Source organism: Haloferax prahovense (assembly GCF_000723845.1).
Taxonomy (GTDB): Archaea; Halobacteriota; Halobacteria; order Halobacteriales; family Haloferacaceae; genus Haloferax; species Haloferax prahovense.
In genome coordinates this window covers 1,610,341-1,632,067 of record NZ_LK053000.1, presented here as the reverse complement: position 1 = coordinate 1,632,067, position 21,727 = coordinate 1,610,341, and the positions used below count along the sequence as shown (strand labels likewise).

The following is a 21,727-nucleotide window of genomic DNA, read 5'->3' as shown; positions in this document are numbered from 1 at the left end:
GTGAGCGCCGGACTCACCCGACCATCCCGCCCACAGCCCCGCCAATTGCCACGCCGACCAACGCCGCCACGAGCGTCCCGAACGCATACCGAGCCGCCGTGTCGTACTCACCCGCGTCAACGAGTTCGGCGACGCCGACCGCGAACGACGAGAAGGTCGTGAAGGCCCCGCAGAATCCGGTTCCGGCGAGCGTCACCGCCGCATCGCCGACGGGCGCGGAGACGAGAAACCCCAGCGCGACGCTTCCGAGGACGTTGACGGTGACGGTGCTCCACTTGCCGACGATTCGCTGGTCGACGGTGTGCCGAGAGACCGCGCCGGCCATCCCACCGACGCCGACGAGGACCGCCGGGAGAAGCGAGAGACTCATCGTCGTCCTCCGAACGCGAGTCCGAGTGCTGCGGCGGCGAAACCGAGCGCGTAGTTCGCGCCGACGTTGAGCGCGCCGCCCGCCGGCGACAGCGACGCGGTCTGGACGGCGAACGTGCTGTACGTCGTGAACGACGAGAGCAGCCCGGTCCCGAAGAACAACTGCGCCCGGCGAGAGGAGACCGACGTGATGAACGTCCCGAGGACGAAGCCCCCGAGGACGTTCACGGCGAGGGTGCCGCCCGCGCCGGGAATCACGACGGAGACGCCGTAGCGCAGTATCGCACCGGCGAATCCACCGAGGGCGACTAACGCCAGTTCCGAGCGGTCCATACGGCTCTTCTCCGGGCAGACTACTCCACGGTTTCGGAACCGTCACGCTCGGGAACCGCCCGCGGCGTCGCGCCCCCGTCCGGCGTCTCTCGGGGACGGACCCGCACGTCGTGGACCGTCTCCGCGGTGTCGTCGACGACGAGGGCGCAGCCGCGTTCCCGCGGGAGCCGAGCGCGGAGCGATTCGTCGAAGTACGTCGGGTCTGCGGCCGAAATCGCCGACACGTCGGGACCGGCGGTGAGTCGGTGGATGACCCGGAGGTCAGCCTGCGAGACGGCGACCTCGGGGAGCGCGGAGGGCCGCTGGGTCGCGAGAACGACGCCGACGCCGGGTGCTCGCCCGCGCGTGAGAAGTGTCCGAAGCGCGGAGTCTGCGAGCCCGCCGACGAACGCGTGGGCCTCGTCGAGAAGCATCCACGGGATGCGGGAGACAGCGTCCGCGACGCGGGCGTCGTAGAGGCCGCGGGCGACGACGCGGACGACGGCGCTCGCGGGAGTCTCGTCCAGTCCGGAGAGGTCGAGCACGTCGGGCGCGGGACCGCAGAGCGACCTCGGGTCGAGCCCGTCGGGGTGGAACACGTCCCACGAGTCGGCGAGCGCGAGGTGGTTCGCCGCGGCTCTGCGCGTCTCGGGCGCGGCGTCGGCGTCGTCGACCGCCCCGCGCATCGCCAACAGCGAGTCTTCCTCGGCCGCGAGTCGCCACACGAGCGACCCCGCGGGGGCGGTCGGGTCGAGACCGAGCAGGTCCGGCCACGCGCTCGGCGGGAGCGCGTCGGCCCGAACGCTCGGCGCGTCGTGGACCGTCCCGTCTATCGGTGACGCTTCGAGGCCGTCGAAGGCGCCCATCGGGTCGATGACGACCGGCGCGACGCCCGCGGCGCGCGCCAGGCCCTCGGCGACGACGCCGAGCGTGTGGGATTTCCCGCTTCCGCGCTTGCCGACGACGACCGCCGCGTGCGGGCGGTTCACGTCGAGGCCGACGGCCGCGCCGTCGCTCCCGTCGCGGGCGCGGTAGTTCCCGAACCGGCAGACAGGACCATCTTCGTCCGAGTCGCGGCCGATGGTGTGCATGGCGCGGACTGGTCCCGCGATGCGACTTGAACCTCCGGACGAGAGTTTATATACGAACCCGCGGCCAGACGGTCCATGCTCGATACGTTTCGGTCAGACACGCGCGCCATCGAAGGGCTCCCGGTCCGCCTCGTCGTCGCTCTCGTGGTCGGCGTCGCCAGCATGAGCGTCATGCTCAACATGCTCTCGGGAGTGCAGGGACTCGCCACCTCGGAGCTCGACGTAAAGCCGACGCCCGACGTGGTCGGTCCCGGCGCACAGACGCTCGATTTCACCGTCGTCGACCACGAGGGGGACCCCGTCGAGGGCGCGACGGTCATCGTCAAGTCCGGAACCGCGGAAATCGACGGCGTGGCGACGGCGAAAACGGGAGACGGGGGTTCAGCGACCGTTCGCGTCGACGCCGAACTCGGCGCGAACCGCGAGGACGGAACGCTCGTCGTGGACGTGAAACCGCCCGCGGGAGGCTCCTTCGTCGACCGCCGCGAGAACACGAACGTGCTGGTCGTCCAAGACTGAGGTGGACGGCTGCGAGCCGCGGGCTCAGCGTTCGGGGTGCGTCGCCGCGTCGAAGCCGCCGCGAACGAGCGGTTTGGCGATGTGTCGGCGGGCGCAGGGCGGCACCTCGTACCAGCCGAGTTCGAGGTCGCGGTCGACCGCCCGCTCGACTTTACCGGGCGCGTCGGTCCCGCAGTCGCGACACCGGTAGCCCTGATTCCGCCCGGCGCTTTTCATCGTCCGCCCGCAGTCGGGACAGACGGGCGTCGCGGGCTCCGTGTGCACGAGGTCGCGGACCGCGAACTTCTCCAGTTTGAGCGTCCCGTCTCCGACCTCGCCGCAGGCGGTGAGGGCGTCGCCGACGCGGAGCGCCCGCACCCGGTTCCGGAAGCGCTTCGTCGGTTCGAAGGCGGCGACGGGAACCGAAGCGCCGCCCGCTTCGAGGTCGAAAAAGACGTGGCCGCCGGCGCGCGTCTCCGGGTCGGAGGCGACGGTACCGGCGACCCGGTAGGCGCGGCCGTCGCGGAGGTCCGAGACGACGCCGTCGCGGAGGTGCGCGTCAGTCCCCTGATTCGTGAGGAACGTCGCCGAGCGGTCGACGGGCTCCGAGTCGATGGCGGCGGCGACCTCGCGGACGGTGTCGGCGTCGTCGCCCCGGATGCCGTGGAGAATCGGTCCCGGCGCGTTCGGCACGCAGACGGCCTCGCCCTCCTCGCGGTCCACGGTGTCCCACGCGTCGGGGTACGCCGCGTCCGCGGCGTCGAAGACGGAGTCGAAGTCGACCTCGCGGGGCGTCCCGCAGCGGTGGAACTCGCGGTAGGAGATGTGTTCGTAGGTCCACTCGTCGAAGGCGGCCCACGCGCCGACGGCCGCGAGCGCGCCGATGCGCCCCCGCCCGCCGTGCCAACCCTCGGTCAGAAACCCGGAGCGCTCGGCGAGGTTGACCGCGGCGTCGAGGTCGTGGAAGTCGCGGACGGCGTCGCGGGCGAAGTCGGCGACGGCGGTCGAAACCGTGTCGGGCGACCCCGGCGCGACGACGAGGCCCGGACTGGTTCGGTCGTCGTCGAGGACGGCCCAGCGGTCGAGCTCGTCGCGGGCGACGTCGAGCGCCGCGCCCGCGGGGAGGTCGGCGTGAAGCGCCAGCGCCGCGTTCCCGCGGGTCTTGTGCTCGACCGCCGGGTTCAGCCGGACGAGGAGTCGCCGCTCGACGGTCCCGCCGCGGGCCTCGACTGCCTCGGCGACGAGCGTCGCCAGGTAGGTCGTACACATCCCGAGGGTGCGGGAGTCGGTGTCGTCGAGGCCGATGACGGTCATCGGCGGAGATTGCCGGAGGGCGCAGTAACGCCTTTCGGGTCGGTCGCGGCTATATAAATGCGGCATCGAGAAGGGATACACGTCGGCGAGGGCGTCGATACCGGGGAAAACGCTTTATGGGCCGAATCGCTTATTGCCCCCTATGTCCCGGTCAGCGCTGGTTGGTAATGTCGCCGCGATGCTCCAAGACGCGGGCTTCGTCGTGAGCGACCGCATCGCCATCCGGCCGAAGAGCTTCGACCTCGCCGCCCGGAGAGGTGAGGACCTGTTGCTCCTCAAGATACTGGGGAACATCGACGCGTTCGACGGCGTCACCGGCTCCGAGATGCGACGCCTCGGCTCGTACCTCGACGCCACGCCGTTGGTCGTCGGGCTTCGGACCCGAGACGAGGACCTCAAACCCGGAGTCGTCTACTTCCGTCACGGCGTGCCGGTGTTGAACCCCGACACCGCCATGGACCTGTTCGTCGAAGAGGTCCCCCCGCTCATCTACGCCGCCCCCGGCGGTCTGTACGTGAGCCTCGACGGCGACGTGCTCGCCGAAGAGCGGCAAGAACGCGGGTGGAGCCTCGGACAGCTCGCGACCGAGCTCGGCGTTTCGCGGCGCACCGTCTCGAAGTACGAAAACGGCATGAACGCGAGCATCGAAGTGGCGATTCACCTCGAAGAGCTGTTCGATCGTCCCTTCTCGAGCCCGGTCGACGTGCTCACGGGCGCGGAGGACGTGCGCGACGCCGAGCCGACTCCCGAAGACCCCGACGTGGACCCCGACGACGAACACGTTCTGTCGGTGTTGACGCGCGCCGGCTTCACCGTCCACCCGACCGCCCGCGCACCGTTCAAGGCCGTCAGCGAGGACGCCGGACGAAAGAAGGAGACGAACGTTCTCACGGGCCACTCGTCGTTCACCAGAAGCGCCGAAAAGCGCGCCCAAATCATGTCTTCGCTCGGCGAAATCACGCGGACGCGCTCGGTCTACTTCGTCGAGGAACAACAGAAACGCGAGTCGGTCGACGGAACCGGCATCGTCAGCTGCGAGGAACTCGCCGCCATCGACGACCCCGACGAGATTCGCGACCTGATTCGAGAGCGGACCCGCGACCCCGCAGAGAGCTAACCGGCGGGGTCGGGTGCTCGCCTCCGAGCGACTACCGTTATTCTCCTCGACAGCGTAGCGACTGTGATGTCGAAATCGAAGAGGACAACCGAGGGTGCGGGGACGAGTGAGGAGTCGCCGGCCGCCGTCGAAACGCTCGCGGCCGCGGTGTGGCGCGAGGCCGCGTCGTGGCCGGCGGTCGAGCGGACGGCGCTTTTCGGCTGCCCGTCGTTTCGGGCGAACGGGACGCTCTTCGCCGTCGTCTCGGAGCAGGGGCTCTCGCTCACGTCGCTGTCGGCCGAGTCGCGAGCGGCGGTCGCGAAACGACACCGCGTCCTGCCGTTCGAGGCGAACGGTCGAATCGTCGGGTCGTGGGCGACGGTCGATATCGAGCCGAGCCGAATCGCCGAACTCTCGGACGCGCTCCGCGCGAGCTACGAGACCGCGTGCGGTCGAAAACGAGAACAGTAAGCGGGAGCCCGACGGCCGCCGCGAAAGGGGAGGGGGTTACGCCGCCGAGCCGTAGGTCTCTTCGAGGTAGTCGACGATATCGTCGCTCTCGGGCATCCCCTCGACGCCGTGTTCCTCGTCGACGAGGACGGGGACGCCGGTCTGCCCGCTTACCGCTTCGACTTCCGTGCGCTCGGCGTGGGCGCTGGGAACCATCCGCGACTCGTATTCGAGGTCGAGTTCGGCGAGCTTGTTCTTCACCTTCGCGCAGTACGGACAGCCCTGCAGTTCGTAGAGGACGAGTTGAGACATCGCTCGGAGGTATGGAGTCCGAGCGGAAAAACGCGGCGGTGGTGTGTGTCGCGGACGCATCGGAGAGAAACGCACGCCTGCGGGGGAATCGAGCGGTCGCGGATCGGCGTCTCAGACCTGCGCTTGCAGCATCCCGGAGGTACGGATGACGAAGTAGAGGACGAACGCGGCTGCGAGCGTCCACTGCCCGACGCTGACCTCGTCGTACTCGCCGGCGGCGACCTTCACGAGCGGGTACGAGACGATACCCGCCGCGATGCCGTAGGCGATGGAGTACGTGAAGGGCATGACGAGGATGGTCATGCCGGCGGGGATGGTGAACGTGATGTCGTCCCACGCGATGTCGACGACGTTGCGGAGCATCACGACGCCGATGACGACGAGCGCGATGTGAGAGGCGTACTGCGGGATGGCCGTCGCGAGCGGGACGATGGCGAGCGAGCCGAGGAACAGGAGGGCGACGACGAGCGCGGTGAGGCCCGTGCGACCGCCCTCTTCGACGCCGGTGGCGGACTCGATGTAGGTCGTGACCGTCGAGGTCCCGAGCATCGCGCCAGCCGTGGTACCGACCGCGTCGGCCATGAGCGGCTTGTCGATGTCGGGGAGGTCGCCGTTGTCGTCGAGGAAGCCCCCGGCCTGCCCGACGCCGACGAGCGTGCCGGCGGTGTCGAAGAAGTCGACGAAGAAGAACGTGATGACGATAAGCGCGAAGCTGAACGCCTCGACGTTGCCGAAGCCGGAGATGAACGCGCCGGCGAGCGGCGTGATGTCGTAGGTTGCGGCACCTCCACCGGGCATAACGAGGTCAATAGCACCAAGGAGAGGGAGCGAAATCGTTGTCGTTGTTGTACCTGCGACCAGACCCGCATCAGGAGCAACGAATCCGAAGGCAGTAACAGCCCATCCGATAATCGCCGTGCCGGCGATGCCGATGATGATGGAACCGGGAACGTTCGCCGCGTAGAGCGCGAACGTCAAGAACAGGCCGACGATGGAGACGATGGCGACGGGGTTCGACGCGAGGTCACCCATCGTGATGAGCGTCGAGTTATCGTTGACGACGATGCCCATCGCCTGTAAGCCGATAATCGCCAAGAACAGTCCGATACCGGTCCCGACGGCCATCTTGACCGGTTCGGGGAACACCTTGATGATGGCTTCCCGCGCGCCGACGGCGGTGAGCGCGATGAAGATGATTCCCTCGACGAAGACGGCCGCGAGCGCCGTCTGCCACGGGACGCCTAACGCGCCGACGACGGTGAACGCGAAGAAGGCGTTCAGGCCGAGGCCCGGCGCTTGCGCGAAGGGTCGGTTGGCGTAGAACGCCATGACCGTGGTCGCGATGGCGGCCGCGAGGATGGTGACGACAGCGAGCATGGACTGGACCTCGCCCGGCGTGTACCCGGCGATGGCGATGCCGTCGACGCCCTCGATGTACGGTTGGTCTGTGAGAAGCGACGGGTTGACCACGACGATGTACGACATCGTGAGGAACGTCGTGATGCCCGCGAGAATCTCGGTCCTGACCGTGGACCCGTGTTTATGCACGTCGAAGTAGTTTGCGAGGGTTTCAGAGAGCCCCATGATGCACGACTAAGCATACCCACGATTGCACACATAAGCATTACCATCCTCCCGGGCAGAATTATCCACGAACGTGAGTTAAACAGCCCATTCAGCGTGAGAGAACGGCACATAAGTGCCTATTTTCCCACCATTTGTAAGTTGGCTAACGAGTTTAGAGCCGTTTATTCGAGCGGCCGCGGGGGAGCCTCAGTCGAAACTGCTCAGCGCGCCGACCGGGGCGTCGGTGAGTTCGCGGGCGCGGTTCGTCCCCTCGTCGCCGACGGCGATGAGCGCGAAGACGCCGGCGATGTCGGCGTCGGCCTGCAGCGCGATGTCCAAGAGGAGTTCCTGCGTCTCGCCCGAGCGGATGAGGTCGTCGACGACGAGGACGCGCTCGCCGTCGTCGATGGCGCTGGCGGGGAGGTAGTAGGTGAGTTCGATACCGGACGCGAGGCGCTGGCGCGACTCGATGAAGTCCTCGACGGCGGTCTCTTTCGACTTCTTCGCGTACGCGAGGCGCGCGCCGAAGTAGCTCGCCATCGCCGCGCCGAGGGTGATGCCGTCGGTCGCCGCGGTCAGAATCACGTCGGGGCGTTCGAGGTTCAGCGTGTTCGCCGCGACGGGCGCGACGAGGTCGAGGAACGACTGGTCGAAGACGACGCCGGAGTTGTCGACGTAGCCCTCGTCGTCGAATCGGACGCGGGCTTCGAGTTCGTCGGCGAGCGCGTCGCGGCCGACGCCCTCGACGACCTCCCGGGCGCGTTCGACTCCGGGCAGGACGTGCCCGTTGACGTAGCGGTTGAGGTCGCCGGCCGGCAGTCCCGTGAGTTCGGCCAGCTCGTCGTACGTCCGGGTCTCTTTGAGCATCCGGAGCACGGAGACAGCCTGCAACTGGAGTGCGGCCTTCTCTGCTCTGTTCATGCCTCCGCCTTCGTACTTGCACAAAAATGAATACTTCGATTGCCGATTCCGAGTGAATTAGTCACAAGCGTGTATTAGCGGTCGGCGTCAGCCAGCAGGTCCTCGGCGGTGAGAAGCGACTCCAGTTCGATGTCGTGTTCGGCTAACAGCTCCGCTGCGCCCTCCTGTCGGTCCACGACGACGATGACGCGGTCGACGACCGCGCCGGCCTCGCGGAGCGCCTCCACGGCGTCGACGGCGCTCTGGCCGGTCGTCGCGATGTCTTCGAGGACGACGACCTCCTCGCCCTCGTCGAGCGCGCCCTCGATGCGCTTGGCCGTCCCGTACTCCTTCGCCTTCTTGCGGGCGATGACGTACGGCTTGTTCGTCTCGACCGCGGTCGCGGCCACGAGCGGGACCGCACCGAGCGCGACGCCAGCCAGTTTGTCGTCGTCCGCGACGCGCTCCGCGAACGCCTCGGCGATGAGATTCAGACACCGGGGGTCGGTCTCGAAGAGGTACTTGTCCACGTAGTAGCTCGACGTGCCGCCGTGGGAGAGTTCGAACTCGCCGAACTGGACCGCGTCGGCGGCTCGAAGCGCCTCGATGAGTGCTGCGTTCGCCATCTTGTTTCGAGAGGGTTCAGGGAAGCGCTTAAGCGGGACGGTTCGGGGCGGTTCGGTCGCGCCGACCCACGCTACCGCGGCAATCGAGGCGAACCCCTACTTCCCGGTCTTCTTCGTCACGCGGAAGTCGCGGGGCGGGTCGAGGATTCCCGCGACCGTCCCCATCGAGTGGACGACGGTGACGACCGGCGCGAGCGGGACCGCGAGCGCCCACGAGAACTTGTCGCGGCCGTAGTAGACCACACCCCGGAGGTACCAGAACGCCGTGAGCGCGCCGAGCGCGAGCGACGCGAGCGCGAACAGGCCGCTGGCGACGAGGCCGACGCCGAGGACCGACAGGGGGACGGCGACGACCGTGACCACCGGCGAGAGCGCCCACGCGTAGTTGCGGACGCGAGTGAGAAGCTGGTAGTGAACCGGGAGCGCCGTCGCGGCGTCGAGATTGCCGGCGGCCCAGCGGCGGCGCTGTTGGAGAATCTCGGTGAGCGACGGCGGGGCCTCGTTGGCGCAGGTCGCCGTCGCGAGGTCGAAGGTGAAGTCGTCGAGTTCCTGTGCGGCCGCCCAGACGAACGCGGTGTCCTCGACGAGCGTCTCGCGGTCCCACGTGACCGCCTCTTCGACCTCTCGGCGGACGGCGATACCGCCGCCCCACGCGAACAGCGGAATCGAGAGGCGCGCGAAGGCGCGCTGTTCTATCTGGACGCCCATCCGGTAGACGTCGGCGAGGTAGGAGAACAGCGAGTCGGTCCGACGCGGCCGTTCGCGCAGTTGGACCACGTCGGAGCCGGGAAGCCCGTCGAACGACTCCAGCAGGCTGTCCTCGTCCAGGTAGAGGACGTACTCGCGGTCGGTTTCGAGGTTCCGCCGCGCCCACTCGATTGCGCGACCCTTCCGGACGGCGTCGCAGTCGAACTCGTCGGGGACGGCGTGGACCGCTGCGCCCGCGACGTCGATGTCGGTCTCGGCGACGACGTGGACCTCGTCGAATGACGCCGGAAGCGAGTCGACGGTCGATTGGACGATCGACTCGGCGTCGACGGTGAGGATGCGGACCTGAATCTCGTCGGGGCCGTACTCCGGGGCCGGGGGCTCGTAGCCCGCGCCGACGACGTAGGTGAGGACGACCCAGACGAGGGCCGTGAGAGTGAAAAGCGCCGTCGTTCCGACGACCAGCAGTTCGCCCGCGGCGGTCCAGTCGACCCCGCCGGGTGCGAGCCACGGCGCGGCCGTCCCGACGGCCGCGAGGACGGCCACGAGTCCACCGACGATGAGTGAGATGCGTTCTGTCTTCATCTGGCCGAGTCGCAACCGTCGGAGAGACTTGAACTGCGGCGTCCGTCCAGCGCAGTACGGGACGTTTGACTCGAATTATGCCGAGTTAATCGCGGTGTCTCGCGGTGATATCGGCTTCGTAACAGGAACGAGCGGGGACCGAAGGGACGGCGGCGCGAGCGACCGAGGGACCGGCCTCGTCGCCTTGCGCGCGTCGGTCGGCGACCCGTCGCGCGGACGCTCGACCGCCTACCACGGCTCGTTTTTCAGCCCGAGCAGGTACGCGCCGACGTTGGTGACGACGTGGAGCACGGGCGTCATCACGAGCACGACCGCGAGCACGGGCAGGGTGAACGTCGCCGAGAACCAGCCGGGTGCAGCGACGAGCGCGAGGACGAGCGCGCCGACGACGAAGTCGAGCTGGTCGAGACCGGGGAAGGCGGCACCGCGCTCCCGGCCCGACCGACGCTTGAGGAACGACGCGCCGATGTCGCCGAGCATCGCGCCGAGCGCGAGGCCGAACCCGGCGGCGAGCGGGAACGTCGGGAGCGAGACGCCGAGCGCGCCCGAGACCGCGGGCGCGGCGGCGTTGAGGACGACGGCGAGGAGCGTCCCGGCCAGCGTCCCGGCGGCGGTGCCGCGCCACGTCTTTCCGTCCCCGAGGACGCGCCGACCGCCCCACGTGCGCCCGCCGTCGATGGGGCGGCCACCGCCCGCGAGGACGGCGGCGTTGTTCGGCACGTACGCGGGCAACATCGCCCAGAAGGCGGTGGCGACGAGAGAGACGACCATACCGACCCGTCGGCGGCGAAGAATGTAAGTTCCGACGGTTCGTCGCCGTTCGAAGCGCCGGAGTCGTTCGATTTCGCGTCCGAACCGATGATAACCCTCAATAGCTGAGGGTCGTAATCGTTCGTTATGATTCCGCCCATCGCGAGCAGGTTCGTCGCGGGGGAGTCCGCGGCGGGAGCGCTCGACCACGCCCGACGGATGAACGACGACGGCGTGGCGGTCATCCTCAACCTCCTCGGGGAGCACTACGCGGAGCGCGGCCCCGCGGACGAGGACGCGGCGGCGTACGTCAGCCTCGTCGAGGACATCGCCTCGGCCGGCATCGACGCCTGCGTGTCGGTCAAGCCCTCCCAAATCGGTCTCGACGCGGGCGACCACGTGTTCGAAGAGAACTACCGGCGCATCGCCGAGGCGGCGGACGAACACGGCGTCTTCCTGTGGTGCGACATGGAGGACCACGAGACGACAGACGTGACCCTCGACGCCTTCGAGGAACTCGCCCGCGAGTTCGACGGCGGGATGGGGCTGTGCGTGCAGGCGAACCTCAAGCGCACCCCCGAAGACCTCGAACGCCTCGCCGACGTGCCGGGGAAGATTCGCCTCGTCAAGGGCGCGTACGACGAACCCGCCGCGGTCGCCCACAAGCAGAAATCGGCGGTCAACGAGGCGTACAAGGAGCTCCTCGCGTACCTGTTTCGGGAGTACGACGGCGGCATCGCGGTCGGCAGCCACGACCCCGAGATGATAGCCTACGCCCGGGACCTCGGCGCGGAGTACGACCGCGACTACGAGGTGCAGATGCTCATGGGCGTGCGCGAGGACGCCCAGCGCGAACTCGCCGCCGAGGGCGTCGAAGTATGGCAGTACGCGCCCTACGGCGACAAGTGGGTCTCGTACTTCTACCGCCGGGTCCGCGAGCGCAAGGAAAACGCCCTGTTCGCACTCCGGGCGGTCGTCGGCGTCTGAGAGAGCGATGGGGTGCGGGTACGCCCCCGTCCCGCACTAGAAATCCCCTTATGCCCGCGGGTTCACGTACCCGATATCAATGTCCTCGTGGAGACGCGACTTCGCCAGCGGCCTCGTGGTCCTCGTTCCGCTCATCGTCATCCTGTACGTCCTCTCCATTCTGTACGGCGCAATCGTCCGCATACCGGGAGTTGACCGCCTGTTGGAGTTTCCGGAGCCGTACACCTACCTCTCGGAGGTGTTCGGGTTCTTCGTCGCCATCATCATCTTCCTGTTGTTGGTCCTCTCAGTCGGCTACCTGATGCGGACGACGGCCGGTCGCCTGCTCGAATCCGGCCTCGACGCCGCCATGAACAAGGTCCCGCTCGTTCGCGTTATCTACAACGCTTCTAAGCTCGCGGTCGAAACCGCCCTCACTGGTACCGAAGACCTCCAGAAGCCGGTCCGTCTCGAAACGTGGCCGGGCATCCGCATGACCGCGTTCAAGACCGGGAAGACGACCAAAGACGGCAAGGAGATCGTCTTCATGCCGACCGCGCCGAACATCACCACCGGGTTCGTGATGGAAGTCGACCCCGAAGACATCGAAGAGACCGGCGAGAAGGTCGAAGAGGCCCTCACGCGCGTCCTCTCGGCCGGGTTCGCAGAACAGGACCACGTGGACGAGTTCAACATCGAAGTGACCGAAGAGTCCGGCGACGGGCGAGTCCCCAGCAACGAGTAAGGATTCGGCGGCGGCGGTCGTCGCTATCGGGCCGTGGCGGTACAGTGACGTGAAAAGGGAGCTCGTTTTCGCGGGCGTCTACTGCTCGTCGACGTAGGTGAACCACTCTTCGTGGTCGTCGGTGCGGCGCTCCACGAGGTCGAAGAAGGCGGACTGCAGCTCCTCCGTGACCGGGCCGCGAGTGCCCTCGCCGATGACGACGTTGTCGACCTTGCGGATGGGAGTCACTTCGGCGGCGCTGCCGGTGAAGAACAGCTCGTCGGCCGTGTTGAGTTCGCCGCGGCTGATGGTCGCGCTGTCGTCGACCTCGTAGCCGCGCTCGCGGGCGAGCGTGATGACGGTGTCGCGGGTGATGCCGTCGAGGATGCTCTGGGAGAGCCCGGGGGTGTAGAGCTTCCCGTCGCGGACCATGAAGATGTTCTCGCCGGGACCCTCTGCGACGTTGCCCTCCTTGTTCAGGACGATGGCTTCGACGTAGCCGTTGCGGCGGGCTTCCTCGCCCGCGAGCATGGAGTTCACGTAGAGCCCGGTCGTCTTCGCGTTCGTCGGAATCTGGCTGGAGGCGTGCTTGCGCCACGACGAGACCATCACGTCGACGCCGTTTTCGAGCGCGTCCTCGCCGAGGTAGGTCCCCCACGGCCACGCCGCGATGGCGACCTCAGTCGGGTTGTCCTTGGGGCTGACGCCGAGCGAGTCGTAGCCGTAGAAGGCGATGGGGCGGATGTATCCGCCGTCGAGGTCGTTGCGGCGGATGACCTCCAGCGTCGCCTCGGTGAGTTCCTCGCGCGTGTACGGAATCTCCATGTCGTAGGGCTTCGCGGACTGATAGAGCCGTTCGAGGTGTTCCTCCCAACGGAAGATGGCCGGGCCGCGGTCGGTGTCGTAGGCGCGAACGCCCTCGAAGACGCCCGTCCCGTAGTGGAGTCCGTGGGTGAGGACGTGCACCGTCGCGTCCTCCCAGTCCTTGTACTCTCCACTCTGCCAAATCGTCGAGACATCCATCTCGTCAAATCCCATGTAGTGGCCTTCGGTGGCCCCCCTCTAAAATCATGACGACCCGACCACCGCGTCCCCCGCGGTTTTGTCCGCGGGCCGTCATGACGGGGTATGAGCCTCGAATCCGTCGCCGTCACGGGCGGGACCGGAAACCTCGGGCCGACCGTCGTCGCCCACCTCCGCGCGAGCGGCTACACCGTCACGAACTGCTCGCGGCACAGCGAGTCGTCGCTCGCGGACCACGACTACCGCGTGAGCGCGCTCGACCCGGGCGACCTCACCGCGGCGCTCAGCGACGTCGACGCCGACGCAGTCGTCCATCTCGGAACCATCTCGACGCCGACGAACGACCCCGGCCACCGCGTCTTCGAGAGCAACGTCCAGTCGACCTACGTCGTCCTCGAAGTCGCCGCCGCGCTCGGCATCGACCGCGTGGTCGCCGCCTCCAGCATGAGCGCCATCGGCGGGAGCTTCGAACCCGACCCCGCTCGAATCGACTTCCTCCCGGTCGACGAGACCCACCGCGCGACGCCCTCGAACCCCTACGGCCTCGGGAAGTACGTCGCCGAGCAGACCGCCGCGGGGGTCGTCCGCCGCGACGACGCACCCGAGACGGTCGCCAGCCTCCGATTCCCGTGGATGCCGAGTGAAGAAGAGGCCCGCCGGACCTTCGCCGAGGCCGACCGCTCGCTGTCGGGACTGCGGGACGCCGGGCACTTCCACACCGCGCGCAACACGCTCTTTTCGTACCTCGGCAGAGAGGACGCCGCGCGGCTCGTCCGCCGGGCGCTCGAAGCCGACTTCGCGGGCCACGAGGTGTTCTGGGCCGCGGCCGCCGACACCTCGACGACCGTCGAGTCAGAGACAGTCGCCCGCGAGGTCTACCCCGGCGCGGAGGTCAGAGCGCCGCTTTCGGACCACGAGGCGCTCGTTTCGACCGAGAAGGCAAAGCGACTGCTCGGCTGGGAACCGACGTGGTCGTGGCGCGACGGGCGCGCGTGAGAAGGTAAATCGGGGCGGACCCCGCTCTCGCGACCCGCCACGAACCACGTCGAGGGCGCGCGTGAGAAGGTAAATCGGGGCGGACCCCCCCGATCGCTCAGACGAGTTCGTCGATGAGGCCGTCGCCGTCGACGAAGGCGAAGCCGTGTCGGTCGGCGTAGTCGCGGGCGGCGTCCTTCGAGAGGGCCGCGCCGGTCTCGTCGTCGAGCATCTCGCAGACGACGACCGCCGGCGGGATACCCGCCTCGTCGGCCATCGCGAGGCCGAGTTCAGTGTGGCCCTGCCGGTCAGAAAGCAGGTTCGGCGCGCCGCGGAGCAGGTGGACGTGGCCGGGCGCACGGAACTCGCCGCCGAAGTCGTCGGCGTCGTACTCGCCGGCGCGGGCGGCCTCGGCGACGGGTGCGAGTCGAGAGATGGTCATCGCGCGGTCGCGGTCGGTGATGCCCGTAAACGAGTCGCGGTGGTTCACCGTGAACGAAAACGACGACCGAGAGTCGTAGGCGAGGTCGTGAGACGACGCGGCCGGGTGGTCGAGCACGTCGTCCATGAACGGGAGGCCGAGGGATTCTGACACGTCGTTCGGGAGGGCGACGCAGACGAGGCCGCCGGCGTCGTTGCGCATCCGGGCCACGTCGGCCGGACGGACCGCGCCCGCGGGGTAGACGAGGTCGGTCTCCCCCTCGCGGTCGTCGAAGTCGTGGACGAGCACCGGTTCGCCGGCGCGGAAGGCGTCGAGAACGCGCGAGACGGCGTCGAAGTCGCCGGTCGACTCGGCGGTGCGGCTCATTCGTAATCCGCCTCCTCGACGCGGACCGTGACCTCGTCGTCGTCGTCGAGGTCGAGTTCGTCGCGGAGCTTATCGGGCGCGATTATCTCCAGTTGCGACTCGTCGTGGTGGGTTCGCTCGGGGACGATGATGTGGACCGGTTCGTAGGACTCGTCGCCGACCGCGACGGAGGCGGCGTAACACGTCGCCGGGCCGAAGGTGCGTTCGTCGTCTTCCCAGCCGTCTATCGGGACCGCGTCGAGGGCGGTCATGCCGGCGCGAGCGCGGACCGCGTCGTCGTCGAGGCGGACGTTCAGCGTGCCGGGGAACGGCTCGTAGCCGAGCCGGTCTCTGAACTGCTCCATGTAGCCCGAAAGCGAGATGTAGTGGCGACCCTCGCCCATCCCGCCGGTGACCTCGCCGTCGAGGACGACAACCGAGGGCGTCTCGAAGATGCGTCGGTAGTCGGCGTACTCCTGTCTGAGCGCGGACTCCCCCGCGTCGGTGATGGTTATCCACTGGCCGTCGGCGACGACCTCGCGGTCGACGAAGTCGGCTTCTTCGAGGCGCTGGAGGCGACGAGAGGCCGTCTGGTTCGACACGTCGAGTCGGTTCGCGACGCCGGAACAGGAGAGCTTGACCGGGCCGGAGCGCCCGCCGTCGAGCGCGACGAGTTTGAGCGTGGCCAACTCGTCGTACCCGACCGCCGCGGCGACTGCCGATTCTGACATACCTCTCGCTTCGAACGCGCTCCCCATAAGCGTATCGTAAGTGAGATGCGTTCCAATAGTGAGATAGTCAGAGAAGGAACGACCGGTGGACGCGACCGCCGTGGATACGCGACAGTTCCAATCGCGAACGGGTAAGTCCGTCGGTCAGTCTACCGCGTCGAGAAGGGCGTGTTCGGCGGGCGCGCGGTCAAGTCTCTCGGTTCGACGAGAGCGGCACCGGCCGCTGGGTCGGTGTGACGGTGTGGGTGTGTGGTGGTGGAGAGTGTGGGTGTGATGGGGAGTGGCGGTGAGTGTGCGATGCCACGCGTTCCGCGCCGTCGGGCCAGCGACCGAATCGCGTCCTCAGGGAGACGACGCTCGCCGCTCGGTGCTGACCTGTGAGATACCCGCGTTCGCCGAGCAACTGGGACACGCGTACACGTTGCCGTCCTCGTCGCCGAAGACGCGGACGAAGTTGTTCGACACGAACGCATCGCAGTGGTTGCATTGACTCATGGGTGGGGTGGTGAGAGCGGCGGGTCGCCGCCCGTGATTTGAATGTCGTCCGCTTACGATATACCACTATTACCTAACTGGTAAGGTATCAGAGCGAGCGGCGGGAAGACTACCCCGTCAACCGGGGAAACGAGCGTCACCGTTCGATGCGGCGCGCGGTCGCTCGAACGGTTCGGAAAGGCCTTTAGCCGCCTATCGAGAATCCGCGTACATGTTCAGACAGTTCCGTGAGGAGGTCGAGACGGCGCTCTCTGCGGCGCTCTCGTCGCTCGACCTTCCCACCGACGACCTCGGGGTCGAGGAACCGCCGGAGGACGTACCCGCGACGCTCGCCTCCAGCGTCGCCTTCAGACTCGCCGGGGTCGTCGGCGCGCCGCCGCCGAAGATCGCCGTCGACATCGCAGACGAACTCTCCGTCGAGGGCTACGACTACCTCGCCGCGGTCGACACGCAGGGCCCGTACGTCAACTTCCACGTCTCCGACGCCTACTACGACGACACCCTCGAAGCCGCCGCGGCCGACGAGGAGTACGGTCGCCTGCCCGCGACCGGCGACAGCGTCGTCGTCGAGCACACGAGCGCGAACCCGACCGGCCCGGTCCACGTCGGTCGCACCCGTAACCCGGTCATCGGCGACGCCGTCGCCAACCTGCTCGACTTCGCCGGCAACGACGTCGACCGCCACTACTACGTGAACGACGCCGGCCGCCAGATGGCCGTCTTCACGTGGGCCTACGAGACGTTCGACGAAGCGGAGCTCGACAGCGAACCCGCGCGCGAGCGCGTCGAGTACGACCTCGTTCGCTACTACCGCAAGGGCAACGCGTTCCTCGAAGAGGCCGACCCCGAGGAAGTCGAGCAGGCGGAAGCGGAAATCACCGAGATTCTCCAGGGCATCGAGGAGGGCGACGAGGAGACCTACGCCCGCGTCGAGACCGTGGTCGACCAGGTGCTCGGCGGCATGCGCGAGTGTCTCGAACGCCTCCCCGCGGAGTTCGACGAGTTCGTCAAGGAGACGCGGTTCATGTTCGACGGGAGCACCCGCGACCTCGCCGAGCGCCTCAAGGAGACCGACCACGCCGTCTACGAGGAAGACGCGTGGCAACTCGAACTCGAGGACTACGGCTTCGAGAAGAACCTCGTGTTCCTCCGGTCGGACGACACCTCGCTGTACACGACGCGTGACCTCGCCCACCACGAGTGGAAGTTCGACAACTACGACCGCGCCGTGACCGTCCTCGGCGAGGACCACAAGCTCCAGTCCGGACAGCTCCGCGCCGCGCTGGACATCCTCGGCAACGACGTGGACAAACTGGAGAACGTCATCTACTCGTGGGTCAACCTCCCCGGCGGCGAGACGATGTCCACCCGCAAGGGGACGGGCGTCATGCTCGACGACCTCCTCGACGAGGCCATCGACCGCGCCCGCGACGAGGTCGAGACCCGCCTCGAAGGCCGCACTCGCGACGACGACCTCGGCGAGGCCGACATCGACCGCATCGCCCGGCAGGTCGGCATCGGCGCGGTCCGCTACGACATCGTCTCCAAACAGCCCACGAAGACCATCACCTTCGAGTGGGACCAGGCGCTCAACTTCGAGGCGCAGTCCGCGCCGTACATCCAGTACGTCCACGCGCGCTGTTGCGGCATCGCCGACGAGGCGGCCGCCGCCGGCCTCGACGCGAGCGAGGTCGACCCGACCGTGCTGACGACCGACGCCGAGCGCGACCTGCTGGCGACCATCGCGCGGTTCCCCGCCGTCGTCGAGGCCGCGGCCGACGACCTCGAACCCCACACCGTGGCGACGTTCGCCCGCGAGCTCGCCGAGGTGTTCAACACCTTCTACCGCGAGTGCCCCGTGCTCGACGCCGACGAGGAGGTCGGCGCGGCCCGCCTCGCGCTCGTTGAGGCCTCGCGGAACGCGGTGGCGAACGCACTCGCTATCGTGGGCGTGGAAGCGCCCGAGTCGATGTGACCGCGGGCTGAGCGAGTTCTTCGGAGACGGCTTTTTCCGGCGGTTCAGAAGAAAAGCGGGAGTACCGCGGCCCCCGAGATGAGCGACCCGCCGACCGAGAAGACGACGGCGGCACCGCTGCCGAGCGCGAGGACGAGAAACAGGACTATCCACCAGAAGGGAACGGACTCAGAGTCTGCCATAGAGGGCTTTCCGCAGACGCGAGTAAAAGGCCTTCCCGTTTAGCCGAGGAAACGACTGAAGAATCCCTTTTTCTTCTCGTCGCGCTCGTCGTCGTCGAACGACTCGACCTCCTCGACGAGCGAAGTGGTGTAGACGCCCTCCTCGTCGCCGCCGGCTTCGGGCGATTCGTCGGCGTCGGCGTCGGCGTCGGCGTCGGCGTCAGCACCAGTGTCGGCGGTGCTCGGCTCAGCCTCGGCAACGAGGGGTTCGTCCGCGCCGTGCGCGTCCGTCTCCTCGGCGTCGGGGTCGAAATCCGTAGGGACGGACTCCGCGGATTCGGAATCCTCAGATTCGGAACCCTCAGTCACCGGGTCAGCATCGTCCGCCGGCGTCTCGGGAACCTCGGCGGGGTCGTCGGACGGTGAACCGGGCGACAGGTCGCCGACCGACTCTGCTTCGACGGTCCCTTCAGCGAGCGGGTCCGTGCCCGTCGCACCGGCGTCGGCGTCGACATCCAGGGCGGCCTCATGGTCGGCGGTCGAGGTGCCGCGAGTGACCGCTTCGAGGTCCGCCGCCAGCGGGTCACTCTCCGGTTCCTCGTCGCCGACCGGTTCGGGGTCTGCGACCATCGAGTCGTCGGACGCGTCGGCCGCCAGCGGGTCGGCCGGCGCGTCGTCATCACCGGCTTCGACGGCGGCCGCACCAACGTCTGGGGCTTCGACGACACCGTCGGGTTCGGCGGAGTCGTCACCATCCATCGGGTCGGCGACTGCATCCGTTTCGACCGCCGGTTCGCCCGCGTCCTCGGCGGGGTCCGCGTCGGGTTCGGCGGAGTCGTCCGACGCTCCAGCGGAGCCACCGGAGAATGGAATCGACGCCGCGAGGTCGTCGTCCGGTTCGGGGTCGGCGTCAGTGTCCTCGACCGCCGGCTCTGGGCCCATGTCAGTGGTCTCGGCTTCGACGTCGGGTTCCGATTCCGGGTCGGACTCCGCTGCGGGGTCCGCGTCGACCTGAACGACCGACGTGTGCTCACTCGCCTCCGGCGTGGCTGCTTCGCCGTCGACCGCGTCGTCGTCGCTGGCCGCGTCGGAAGCGGATTCCGCGGTGACCGCCGCTTCGGGTTCCGTGTCCGACTCGTCCGCCGCGGCCTCGGAGTCGGCCGAGTCGACCGCGTCGTCCGGAATCGGCACCGGCTTGCCGGTGAGCGCTTCGGCGAGGGCGCGGTAGCCCGCGGCCGCGATGCTGTCGGGCGAGCGGGCGACGACCGGAATCTGCGTGCTGAGCGCCTCGCGGATGGCCGGGTCCTCGGGGACGACGGCGATGACGCCGGCGTCGAGGAGCGAGGCGACCACGTCGGCGTTCGGGTTCGACTGGTTGACGCGCGTGAGGACGACGCCGACCACGTCGGCGCCGATGCGCTCTGCGAGCTGTCGGGTCTTTTCAGTGTCGCCGAGCGACTCGCGCTCGGTCGTCGAGACCAAGACGACCTCGTCGGCGAGCTTCAACGGGACGAAGGTGTCGTCGCTCAGCCCCGCGCCGGTGTCGATGATGACGATATCGTAGCTCGCTTCGAGCGCCGAGACGACCGGTTCGAGTTCCTTCGCGTTCGCCGTCGCGAACGCTTCGAGGGCGTTCGAGCCGGGGAGCACCGAGAGTCCCGCCGGTCCCTCGTAGACGGCCGCCTCGACCGCCGCCTCGCCTGTCAATACGTCGTGAAGCGTCGCCCCGTCCGGGTCGACGCCGAGCGCGCCGGCGAGGTTCGGCATCCCGAGGTCACCGTCGACGACGACGACGTCGTGACCGGCCATCGCGAGCGTCGTCCCGAGGTTGGCCGTGGTCGTCGTCTTTCCAACCCCGCCTTTCGCGCTGGCAACTGCGTACACCCGGGCCATAATTCCAACGTCGAAGTCCACCCGTGACAGCCACATAAATGTTCTCCGACCGCGCTCGTCTCGAAGTCGGGTCGTAGGGCGGCTCGTGCGGCAAGATACCGTGGAACGTGACCAGTCAAAGGTTACTTAGCCGCTGGAGGGACTAGGTGGAGTGATGAGTAGCGACGCCGAGGAGGCGAGCGAGGACCGCCGAAAGTACGAATTCAAGAAGGTCATCGAGGACCTGCGAGAGTACGAAGGGTCAGGAACGCAGCTCGTCACCATCTACATCCCCGAAGACAAGCAGATTTCCGACGTGGTCGAACACGTCATCACGGAGCACAGCGAAGCGTCTAACATCAAATCGAAGCAGACGCGAACGAACGTCCAAGACGCCCTGACGAGCATCAAGGACCGACTCCGGTACTACGACACCTTCCCACCGGACCGCGGTATCGTCATGTTCTCCGGAGCGGTCAACTCCGGCGGCGGCCAGACGGACATGGTCACGAAGGTGCTGGAGAGCCCGCCGGAGCCGATTCAGTCGTTCCGGTACCACTGCGACTCGAACTTCCTCACCGGGCCGCTCGAGGACATGCTCATGGACAAGGGCCTGTTCGGGCTCATCGTCCTCGACCGCCGCGAGGCCAACGTCGGCTGGCTCAAGGGCAAGCGCGTCGAGCCGGTCAAGAGCGCCTCGTCGCTCGTCCCCGGTAAGCAGCGCAAAGGTGGTCAGTCCGCCCAGCGTTTCGCCCGCCTCCGCCTCGAAGCCATCGACAACTTCTATCAGGAGGTCGCCGGCATGGCCAACGACCTGTTCGTCCCCAAGCGACACGAGATGGACGGCATCCTCGTGGGCGGCCCCTCGCCGACGAAAGACGAGTTCCTCGACGGCGACTACCTCCACCACGAACTGCAGGACCTCGTCGTCGGGAAGTTCGACGTAGCCTACACCGACGAGTCCGGCCTCTACGACCTCGTCGACGCCGGCCAGGACGCGCTGGCCGACCAGGAGGTCATGAAGGACAAAAGGCAGATGGAGGAGTTCTTCGAGAAGCTCCACCGCGGCAACGAGTCCACATACGGGTTCGAGGCGACCCGGAAGAACCTCGTGATGGGCTCTGTCGACCGTCTCCTCATCTCCGAGGACCTTCGGAAGGACATCGCCATCTACGACTGCGACGGCCAAGAGGAGTACGAACTCGTCGACCACCGTCACAACACGCCGACCCACGAGTGCGAAGGCGGCTCGGAAGCCGAGCTGAAAGAGCGCGAGGACGTCATCGAGTGGCTCATGGACCTCGCCGACCAGCGCGGCACCGAGACGAAGTTCATCAGCACGGACTTCGAGAAAGGCGAACAGCTCTACGACGCGTTCGGCGGTATCGCCGGCATTCTCCGGTACTCCACCGGCGTCTAAGCGACTCCTCCTCGGCGTCTT

24 protein-coding genes are annotated in these 21,727 nt (G+C 67.7%); 8 read left to right on the top strand and 16 right to left on the bottom strand.

What is annotated here, in order from left to right; translation table 11 throughout:
* Positions 1-13: 13 nt before the first annotated feature.
* The 3 genes from BN984_RS08140 to BN984_RS08130 are packed head-to-tail and all read right to left on the bottom strand — an operon-like array spanning position 14 to position 1,772.
* A complete protein-coding gene (locus tag BN984_RS08140) occupies positions 14-370 on the bottom strand; it encodes a fluoride efflux transporter FluC (RefSeq protein ID WP_008091486.1) in 357 nt (118 codons plus the stop codon).
* Entirely contained in the window at positions 367-702 is a 336-nt protein-coding gene (locus BN984_RS08135; RefSeq protein WP_049968009.1) for a CrcB family protein, read from the bottom strand. Before BN984_RS08135 ends, BN984_RS08140 begins: the two co-directional genes overlap by 4 nt.
* Before the next feature lie 20 nt (positions 703-722).
* Positions 723-1,772: an ATP-binding protein gene (locus BN984_RS08130; RefSeq protein ID WP_049968008.1), complete on the bottom strand. Its 1,050-nt coding sequence runs from the start codon at positions 1,770-1,772 to the stop codon at positions 723-725.
* Positions 1,773-1,847: 75 nt separating this feature from the next.
* Between BN984_RS08130 and BN984_RS08125 the strand changes: the two genes are divergently transcribed.
* Positions 1,848-2,291 carry a DUF7382 domain-containing protein gene (locus tag BN984_RS08125; RefSeq protein WP_008091480.1) on the top strand — a complete coding sequence of 148 codons (444 nt, stop codon included), beginning with the start codon at positions 1,848-1,850 and terminating at the stop codon, positions 2,289-2,291.
* A 24-nt stretch (positions 2,292-2,315) separates the two neighbouring features.
* Here the strand turns inward: BN984_RS08125 and BN984_RS08120 are convergent, their stop codons facing one another.
* Positions 2,316-3,584, bottom strand: a complete 1,269-nt coding sequence (locus tag BN984_RS08120; RefSeq protein ID WP_049968007.1) for a tRNA(Ile)(2)-agmatinylcytidine synthase — start codon at positions 3,582-3,584, stop codon at positions 2,316-2,318.
* A gap of 142 nt (positions 3,585-3,726) precedes the next feature.
* Here BN984_RS08120 and BN984_RS08115 point away from each other — a divergent pair, with 142 nt between their 5' ends.
* Both BN984_RS08115 and BN984_RS08110 read left to right on the top strand, forming a co-directional pair.
* Entirely contained in the window at positions 3,727-4,701 is a 975-nt protein-coding gene (locus BN984_RS08115) for a transcriptional regulator (protein ID WP_004973594.1), read from the top strand.
* 66 nt (positions 4,702-4,767) lie between these two features.
* Entirely contained in the window at positions 4,768-5,151 is a 384-nt protein-coding gene (locus BN984_RS08110; RefSeq protein WP_008091475.1) for a hypothetical protein, read from the top strand.
* Between the two features lie 36 nt (positions 5,152-5,187).
* Here BN984_RS08110 and BN984_RS08105 read toward each other — a convergent pair whose 3' ends face one another.
* From BN984_RS08105 to BN984_RS08080, 6 genes are all read right to left on the bottom strand, one after another.
* Entirely contained in the window at positions 5,188-5,442 is a 255-nt protein-coding gene (locus BN984_RS08105; RefSeq protein WP_008091473.1) for a glutathione S-transferase N-terminal domain-containing protein, read from the bottom strand.
* A 111-nt stretch (positions 5,443-5,553) separates the two neighbouring features.
* Positions 5,554-7,026 carry an NCS2 family permease gene (locus BN984_RS08100; protein WP_049968006.1) on the bottom strand — a complete coding sequence of 491 codons (1,473 nt, stop codon included), beginning with the start codon at positions 7,024-7,026 and terminating at the stop codon, positions 5,554-5,556.
* 189 nt (positions 7,027-7,215) lie between these two features.
* Positions 7,216-7,929: a phosphoribosyltransferase family protein gene (locus tag BN984_RS08095; protein ID WP_004969046.1), complete on the bottom strand. Its 714-nt coding sequence runs from the start codon at positions 7,927-7,929 to the stop codon at positions 7,216-7,218.
* A gap of 74 nt (positions 7,930-8,003) precedes the next feature.
* Entirely contained in the window at positions 8,004-8,534 is a 531-nt protein-coding gene (gene pyrE, locus BN984_RS08090) for an orotate phosphoribosyltransferase (RefSeq protein WP_049968005.1), read from the bottom strand.
* Positions 8,535-8,630: 96 nt separating this feature from the next.
* Positions 8,631-9,827, bottom strand: coding sequence for a glycosyltransferase family 2 protein (locus tag BN984_RS08085; RefSeq protein ID WP_008091467.1), 1,197 nt, complete (start codon positions 9,825-9,827; stop codon positions 8,631-8,633).
* A 228-nt stretch (positions 9,828-10,055) separates the two neighbouring features.
* Entirely contained in the window at positions 10,056-10,598 is a 543-nt protein-coding gene (locus tag BN984_RS08080; protein ID WP_049968004.1) for a CDP-2,3-bis-(O-geranylgeranyl)-sn-glycerol synthase, read from the bottom strand.
* 126 nt (positions 10,599-10,724) lie between these two features.
* Here BN984_RS08080 and BN984_RS08075 point away from each other — a divergent pair, with 126 nt between their 5' ends.
* Together BN984_RS08075 and BN984_RS08070 are read left to right on the top strand one after the other, a co-directional pair.
* Positions 10,725-11,564, top strand: coding sequence for a proline dehydrogenase family protein (locus BN984_RS08075; RefSeq protein WP_049968003.1), 840 nt, complete (start codon positions 10,725-10,727; stop codon positions 11,562-11,564).
* Between the two features lie 79 nt (positions 11,565-11,643).
* Complete coding sequence (locus BN984_RS08070; protein WP_008091463.1) at positions 11,644-12,288, top strand: DUF502 domain-containing protein; 645 nt, start codon at positions 11,644-11,646, stop codon at positions 12,286-12,288.
* A 78-nt stretch (positions 12,289-12,366) separates the two neighbouring features.
* On the opposite strand, the gene BN984_RS08065 is transcribed toward BN984_RS08070, so the two are convergent.
* The gene (locus BN984_RS08065) at positions 12,367-13,305 is read right to left on the bottom strand and encodes a branched-chain amino acid transaminase (protein WP_008091462.1); all 939 of its coding nucleotides are present in this window, start codon (positions 13,303-13,305) and stop codon (positions 12,367-12,369) included.
* A gap of 90 nt (positions 13,306-13,395) precedes the next feature.
* Between BN984_RS08065 and BN984_RS08060 the strand changes: the two genes are divergently transcribed.
* Positions 13,396-14,286 carry an NAD-dependent epimerase/dehydratase family protein gene (locus tag BN984_RS08060; protein WP_008091460.1) on the top strand — a complete coding sequence of 297 codons (891 nt, stop codon included), beginning with the start codon at positions 13,396-13,398 and terminating at the stop codon, positions 14,284-14,286.
* Between the two features lie 97 nt (positions 14,287-14,383).
* On the opposite strand, the gene ribB is transcribed toward BN984_RS08060, so the two are convergent.
* From ribB to BN984_RS19710, 3 genes are all read right to left on the bottom strand, one after another.
* Positions 14,384-15,073, bottom strand: coding sequence for a 3,4-dihydroxy-2-butanone-4-phosphate synthase (gene ribB, locus BN984_RS08055; protein ID WP_008091458.1), 690 nt, complete (start codon positions 15,071-15,073; stop codon positions 14,384-14,386).
* Positions 15,070-15,810 carry a DUF120 domain-containing protein gene (locus BN984_RS08050; RefSeq protein ID WP_181950690.1) on the bottom strand — a complete coding sequence of 247 codons (741 nt, stop codon included), beginning with the start codon at positions 15,808-15,810 and terminating at the stop codon, positions 15,070-15,072. The genes ribB and BN984_RS08050 overlap by 4 nt, the downstream gene beginning before the upstream one ends.
* Positions 15,811-16,125: 315 nt before the next feature.
* Positions 16,126-16,278, bottom strand: a complete 153-nt coding sequence (locus BN984_RS19710; RefSeq protein ID WP_181950689.1) for a DUF7563 family protein — start codon at positions 16,276-16,278, stop codon at positions 16,126-16,128.
* A gap of 211 nt (positions 16,279-16,489) precedes the next feature.
* Here BN984_RS19710 and argS point away from each other — a divergent pair, with 211 nt between their 5' ends.
* Positions 16,490-18,253: an arginine--tRNA ligase gene (gene argS, locus BN984_RS08045; RefSeq protein WP_008091452.1), complete on the top strand. Its 1,764-nt coding sequence runs from the start codon at positions 16,490-16,492 to the stop codon at positions 18,251-18,253.
* Positions 18,254-18,297: 44 nt separating this feature from the next.
* On the opposite strand, the gene BN984_RS19705 is transcribed toward argS, so the two are convergent.
* Positions 18,298-18,435 carry a hypothetical protein gene (locus BN984_RS19705; protein WP_008091450.1) on the bottom strand — a complete coding sequence of 46 codons (138 nt, stop codon included), beginning with the start codon at positions 18,433-18,435 and terminating at the stop codon, positions 18,298-18,300.
* Between the two features lie 39 nt (positions 18,436-18,474).
* Positions 18,475-20,307 (bottom strand): cell division ATPase MinD, encoded by a 1,833-nt coding sequence (minD, locus tag BN984_RS08040; RefSeq protein WP_049968002.1) that lies wholly within the window; start codon positions 20,305-20,307, stop codon positions 18,475-18,477.
* Between the two features lie 154 nt (positions 20,308-20,461).
* On the opposite strand from minD, the gene prf1 reads away from it, so the two are divergent.
* Entirely contained in the window at positions 20,462-21,706 is a 1,245-nt protein-coding gene (gene prf1 / locus BN984_RS08035) for a peptide chain release factor aRF-1 (protein WP_008091445.1), read from the top strand.
* Positions 21,707-21,727: the final 21 nt, after the last annotated feature.

Excerpts from the sequence above, each read along its gene's own strand:
- BN984_RS08120 (WP_049968007.1), bottom strand. The coding sequence starts at position 3,584 with ATGACCGTCATCGGCCTCGACGACACCGACTCCCGCACCCTCGGGATG.
- BN984_RS08080 (WP_049968004.1), bottom strand. The coding sequence starts at position 10,598 with ATGGTCGTCTCTCTCGTCGCCACCGCCTTCTGGGCGATGTTGCCCGCG.
- minD (WP_049968002.1), bottom strand. The coding sequence starts at position 20,307 with ATGGCCCGGGTGTACGCAGTTGCCAGCGCGAAAGGCGGGGTTGGAAAG.
- BN984_RS08085 (WP_008091467.1), bottom strand. The coding sequence starts at position 9,827 with ATGAAGACAGAACGCATCTCACTCATCGTCGGTGGACTCGTGGCCGTC.
- BN984_RS08075 (WP_049968003.1), top strand. The coding sequence starts at position 10,725 with ATGATTCCGCCCATCGCGAGCAGGTTCGTCGCGGGGGAGTCCGCGGCG.
- BN984_RS08135 (WP_049968009.1), bottom strand. The coding sequence starts at position 702 with ATGGACCGCTCGGAACTGGCGTTAGTCGCCCTCGGTGGATTCGCCGGT.
- BN984_RS08140 (WP_008091486.1), bottom strand. The coding sequence starts at position 370 with ATGAGTCTCTCGCTTCTCCCGGCGGTCCTCGTCGGCGTCGGTGGGATG.
- BN984_RS08095 (WP_004969046.1), bottom strand. The coding sequence starts at position 7,929 with ATGAACAGAGCAGAGAAGGCCGCACTCCAGTTGCAGGCTGTCTCCGTG.
- pyrE (WP_049968005.1), bottom strand. The coding sequence starts at position 8,534 with ATGGCGAACGCAGCACTCATCGAGGCGCTTCGAGCCGCCGACGCGGTC.
- BN984_RS08100 (WP_049968006.1), bottom strand. The coding sequence starts at position 7,026 with ATGGGGCTCTCTGAAACCCTCGCAAACTACTTCGACGTGCATAAACAC.
- BN984_RS08110 (WP_008091475.1), top strand. The coding sequence starts at position 4,768 with ATGTCGAAATCGAAGAGGACAACCGAGGGTGCGGGGACGAGTGAGGAG.
- BN984_RS19705 (WP_008091450.1), bottom strand. The coding sequence starts at position 18,435 with ATGGCAGACTCTGAGTCCGTTCCCTTCTGGTGGATAGTCCTGTTTCTC.
- BN984_RS08050 (WP_181950690.1), bottom strand. The coding sequence starts at position 15,810 with ATGGGGAGCGCGTTCGAAGCGAGAGGTATGTCAGAATCGGCAGTCGCC.
- BN984_RS08065 (WP_008091462.1), bottom strand. The coding sequence starts at position 13,305 with ATGGGATTTGACGAGATGGATGTCTCGACGATTTGGCAGAGTGGAGAG.
- ribB (WP_008091458.1), bottom strand. The coding sequence starts at position 15,073 with ATGAGCCGCACCGCCGAGTCGACCGGCGACTTCGACGCCGTCTCGCGC.
- BN984_RS08125 (WP_008091480.1), top strand. The coding sequence starts at position 1,848 with ATGCTCGATACGTTTCGGTCAGACACGCGCGCCATCGAAGGGCTCCCG.
- BN984_RS08060 (WP_008091460.1), top strand. The coding sequence starts at position 13,396 with ATGAGCCTCGAATCCGTCGCCGTCACGGGCGGGACCGGAAACCTCGGG.
- argS (WP_008091452.1), top strand. The coding sequence starts at position 16,490 with ATGTTCAGACAGTTCCGTGAGGAGGTCGAGACGGCGCTCTCTGCGGCG.
- prf1 (WP_008091445.1), top strand. The coding sequence starts at position 20,462 with ATGAGTAGCGACGCCGAGGAGGCGAGCGAGGACCGCCGAAAGTACGAA.
- BN984_RS08130 (WP_049968008.1), bottom strand. The coding sequence starts at position 1,772 with ATGCACACCATCGGCCGCGACTCGGACGAAGATGGTCCTGTCTGCCGG.
- BN984_RS08105 (WP_008091473.1), bottom strand. The coding sequence starts at position 5,442 with ATGTCTCAACTCGTCCTCTACGAACTGCAGGGCTGTCCGTACTGCGCG.
- BN984_RS08115 (WP_004973594.1), top strand. The coding sequence starts at position 3,727 with ATGTCCCGGTCAGCGCTGGTTGGTAATGTCGCCGCGATGCTCCAAGAC.
- BN984_RS19710 (WP_181950689.1), bottom strand. The coding sequence starts at position 16,278 with ATGAGTCAATGCAACCACTGCGATGCGTTCGTGTCGAACAACTTCGTC.
- BN984_RS08070 (WP_008091463.1), top strand. The coding sequence starts at position 11,644 with ATGTCCTCGTGGAGACGCGACTTCGCCAGCGGCCTCGTGGTCCTCGTT.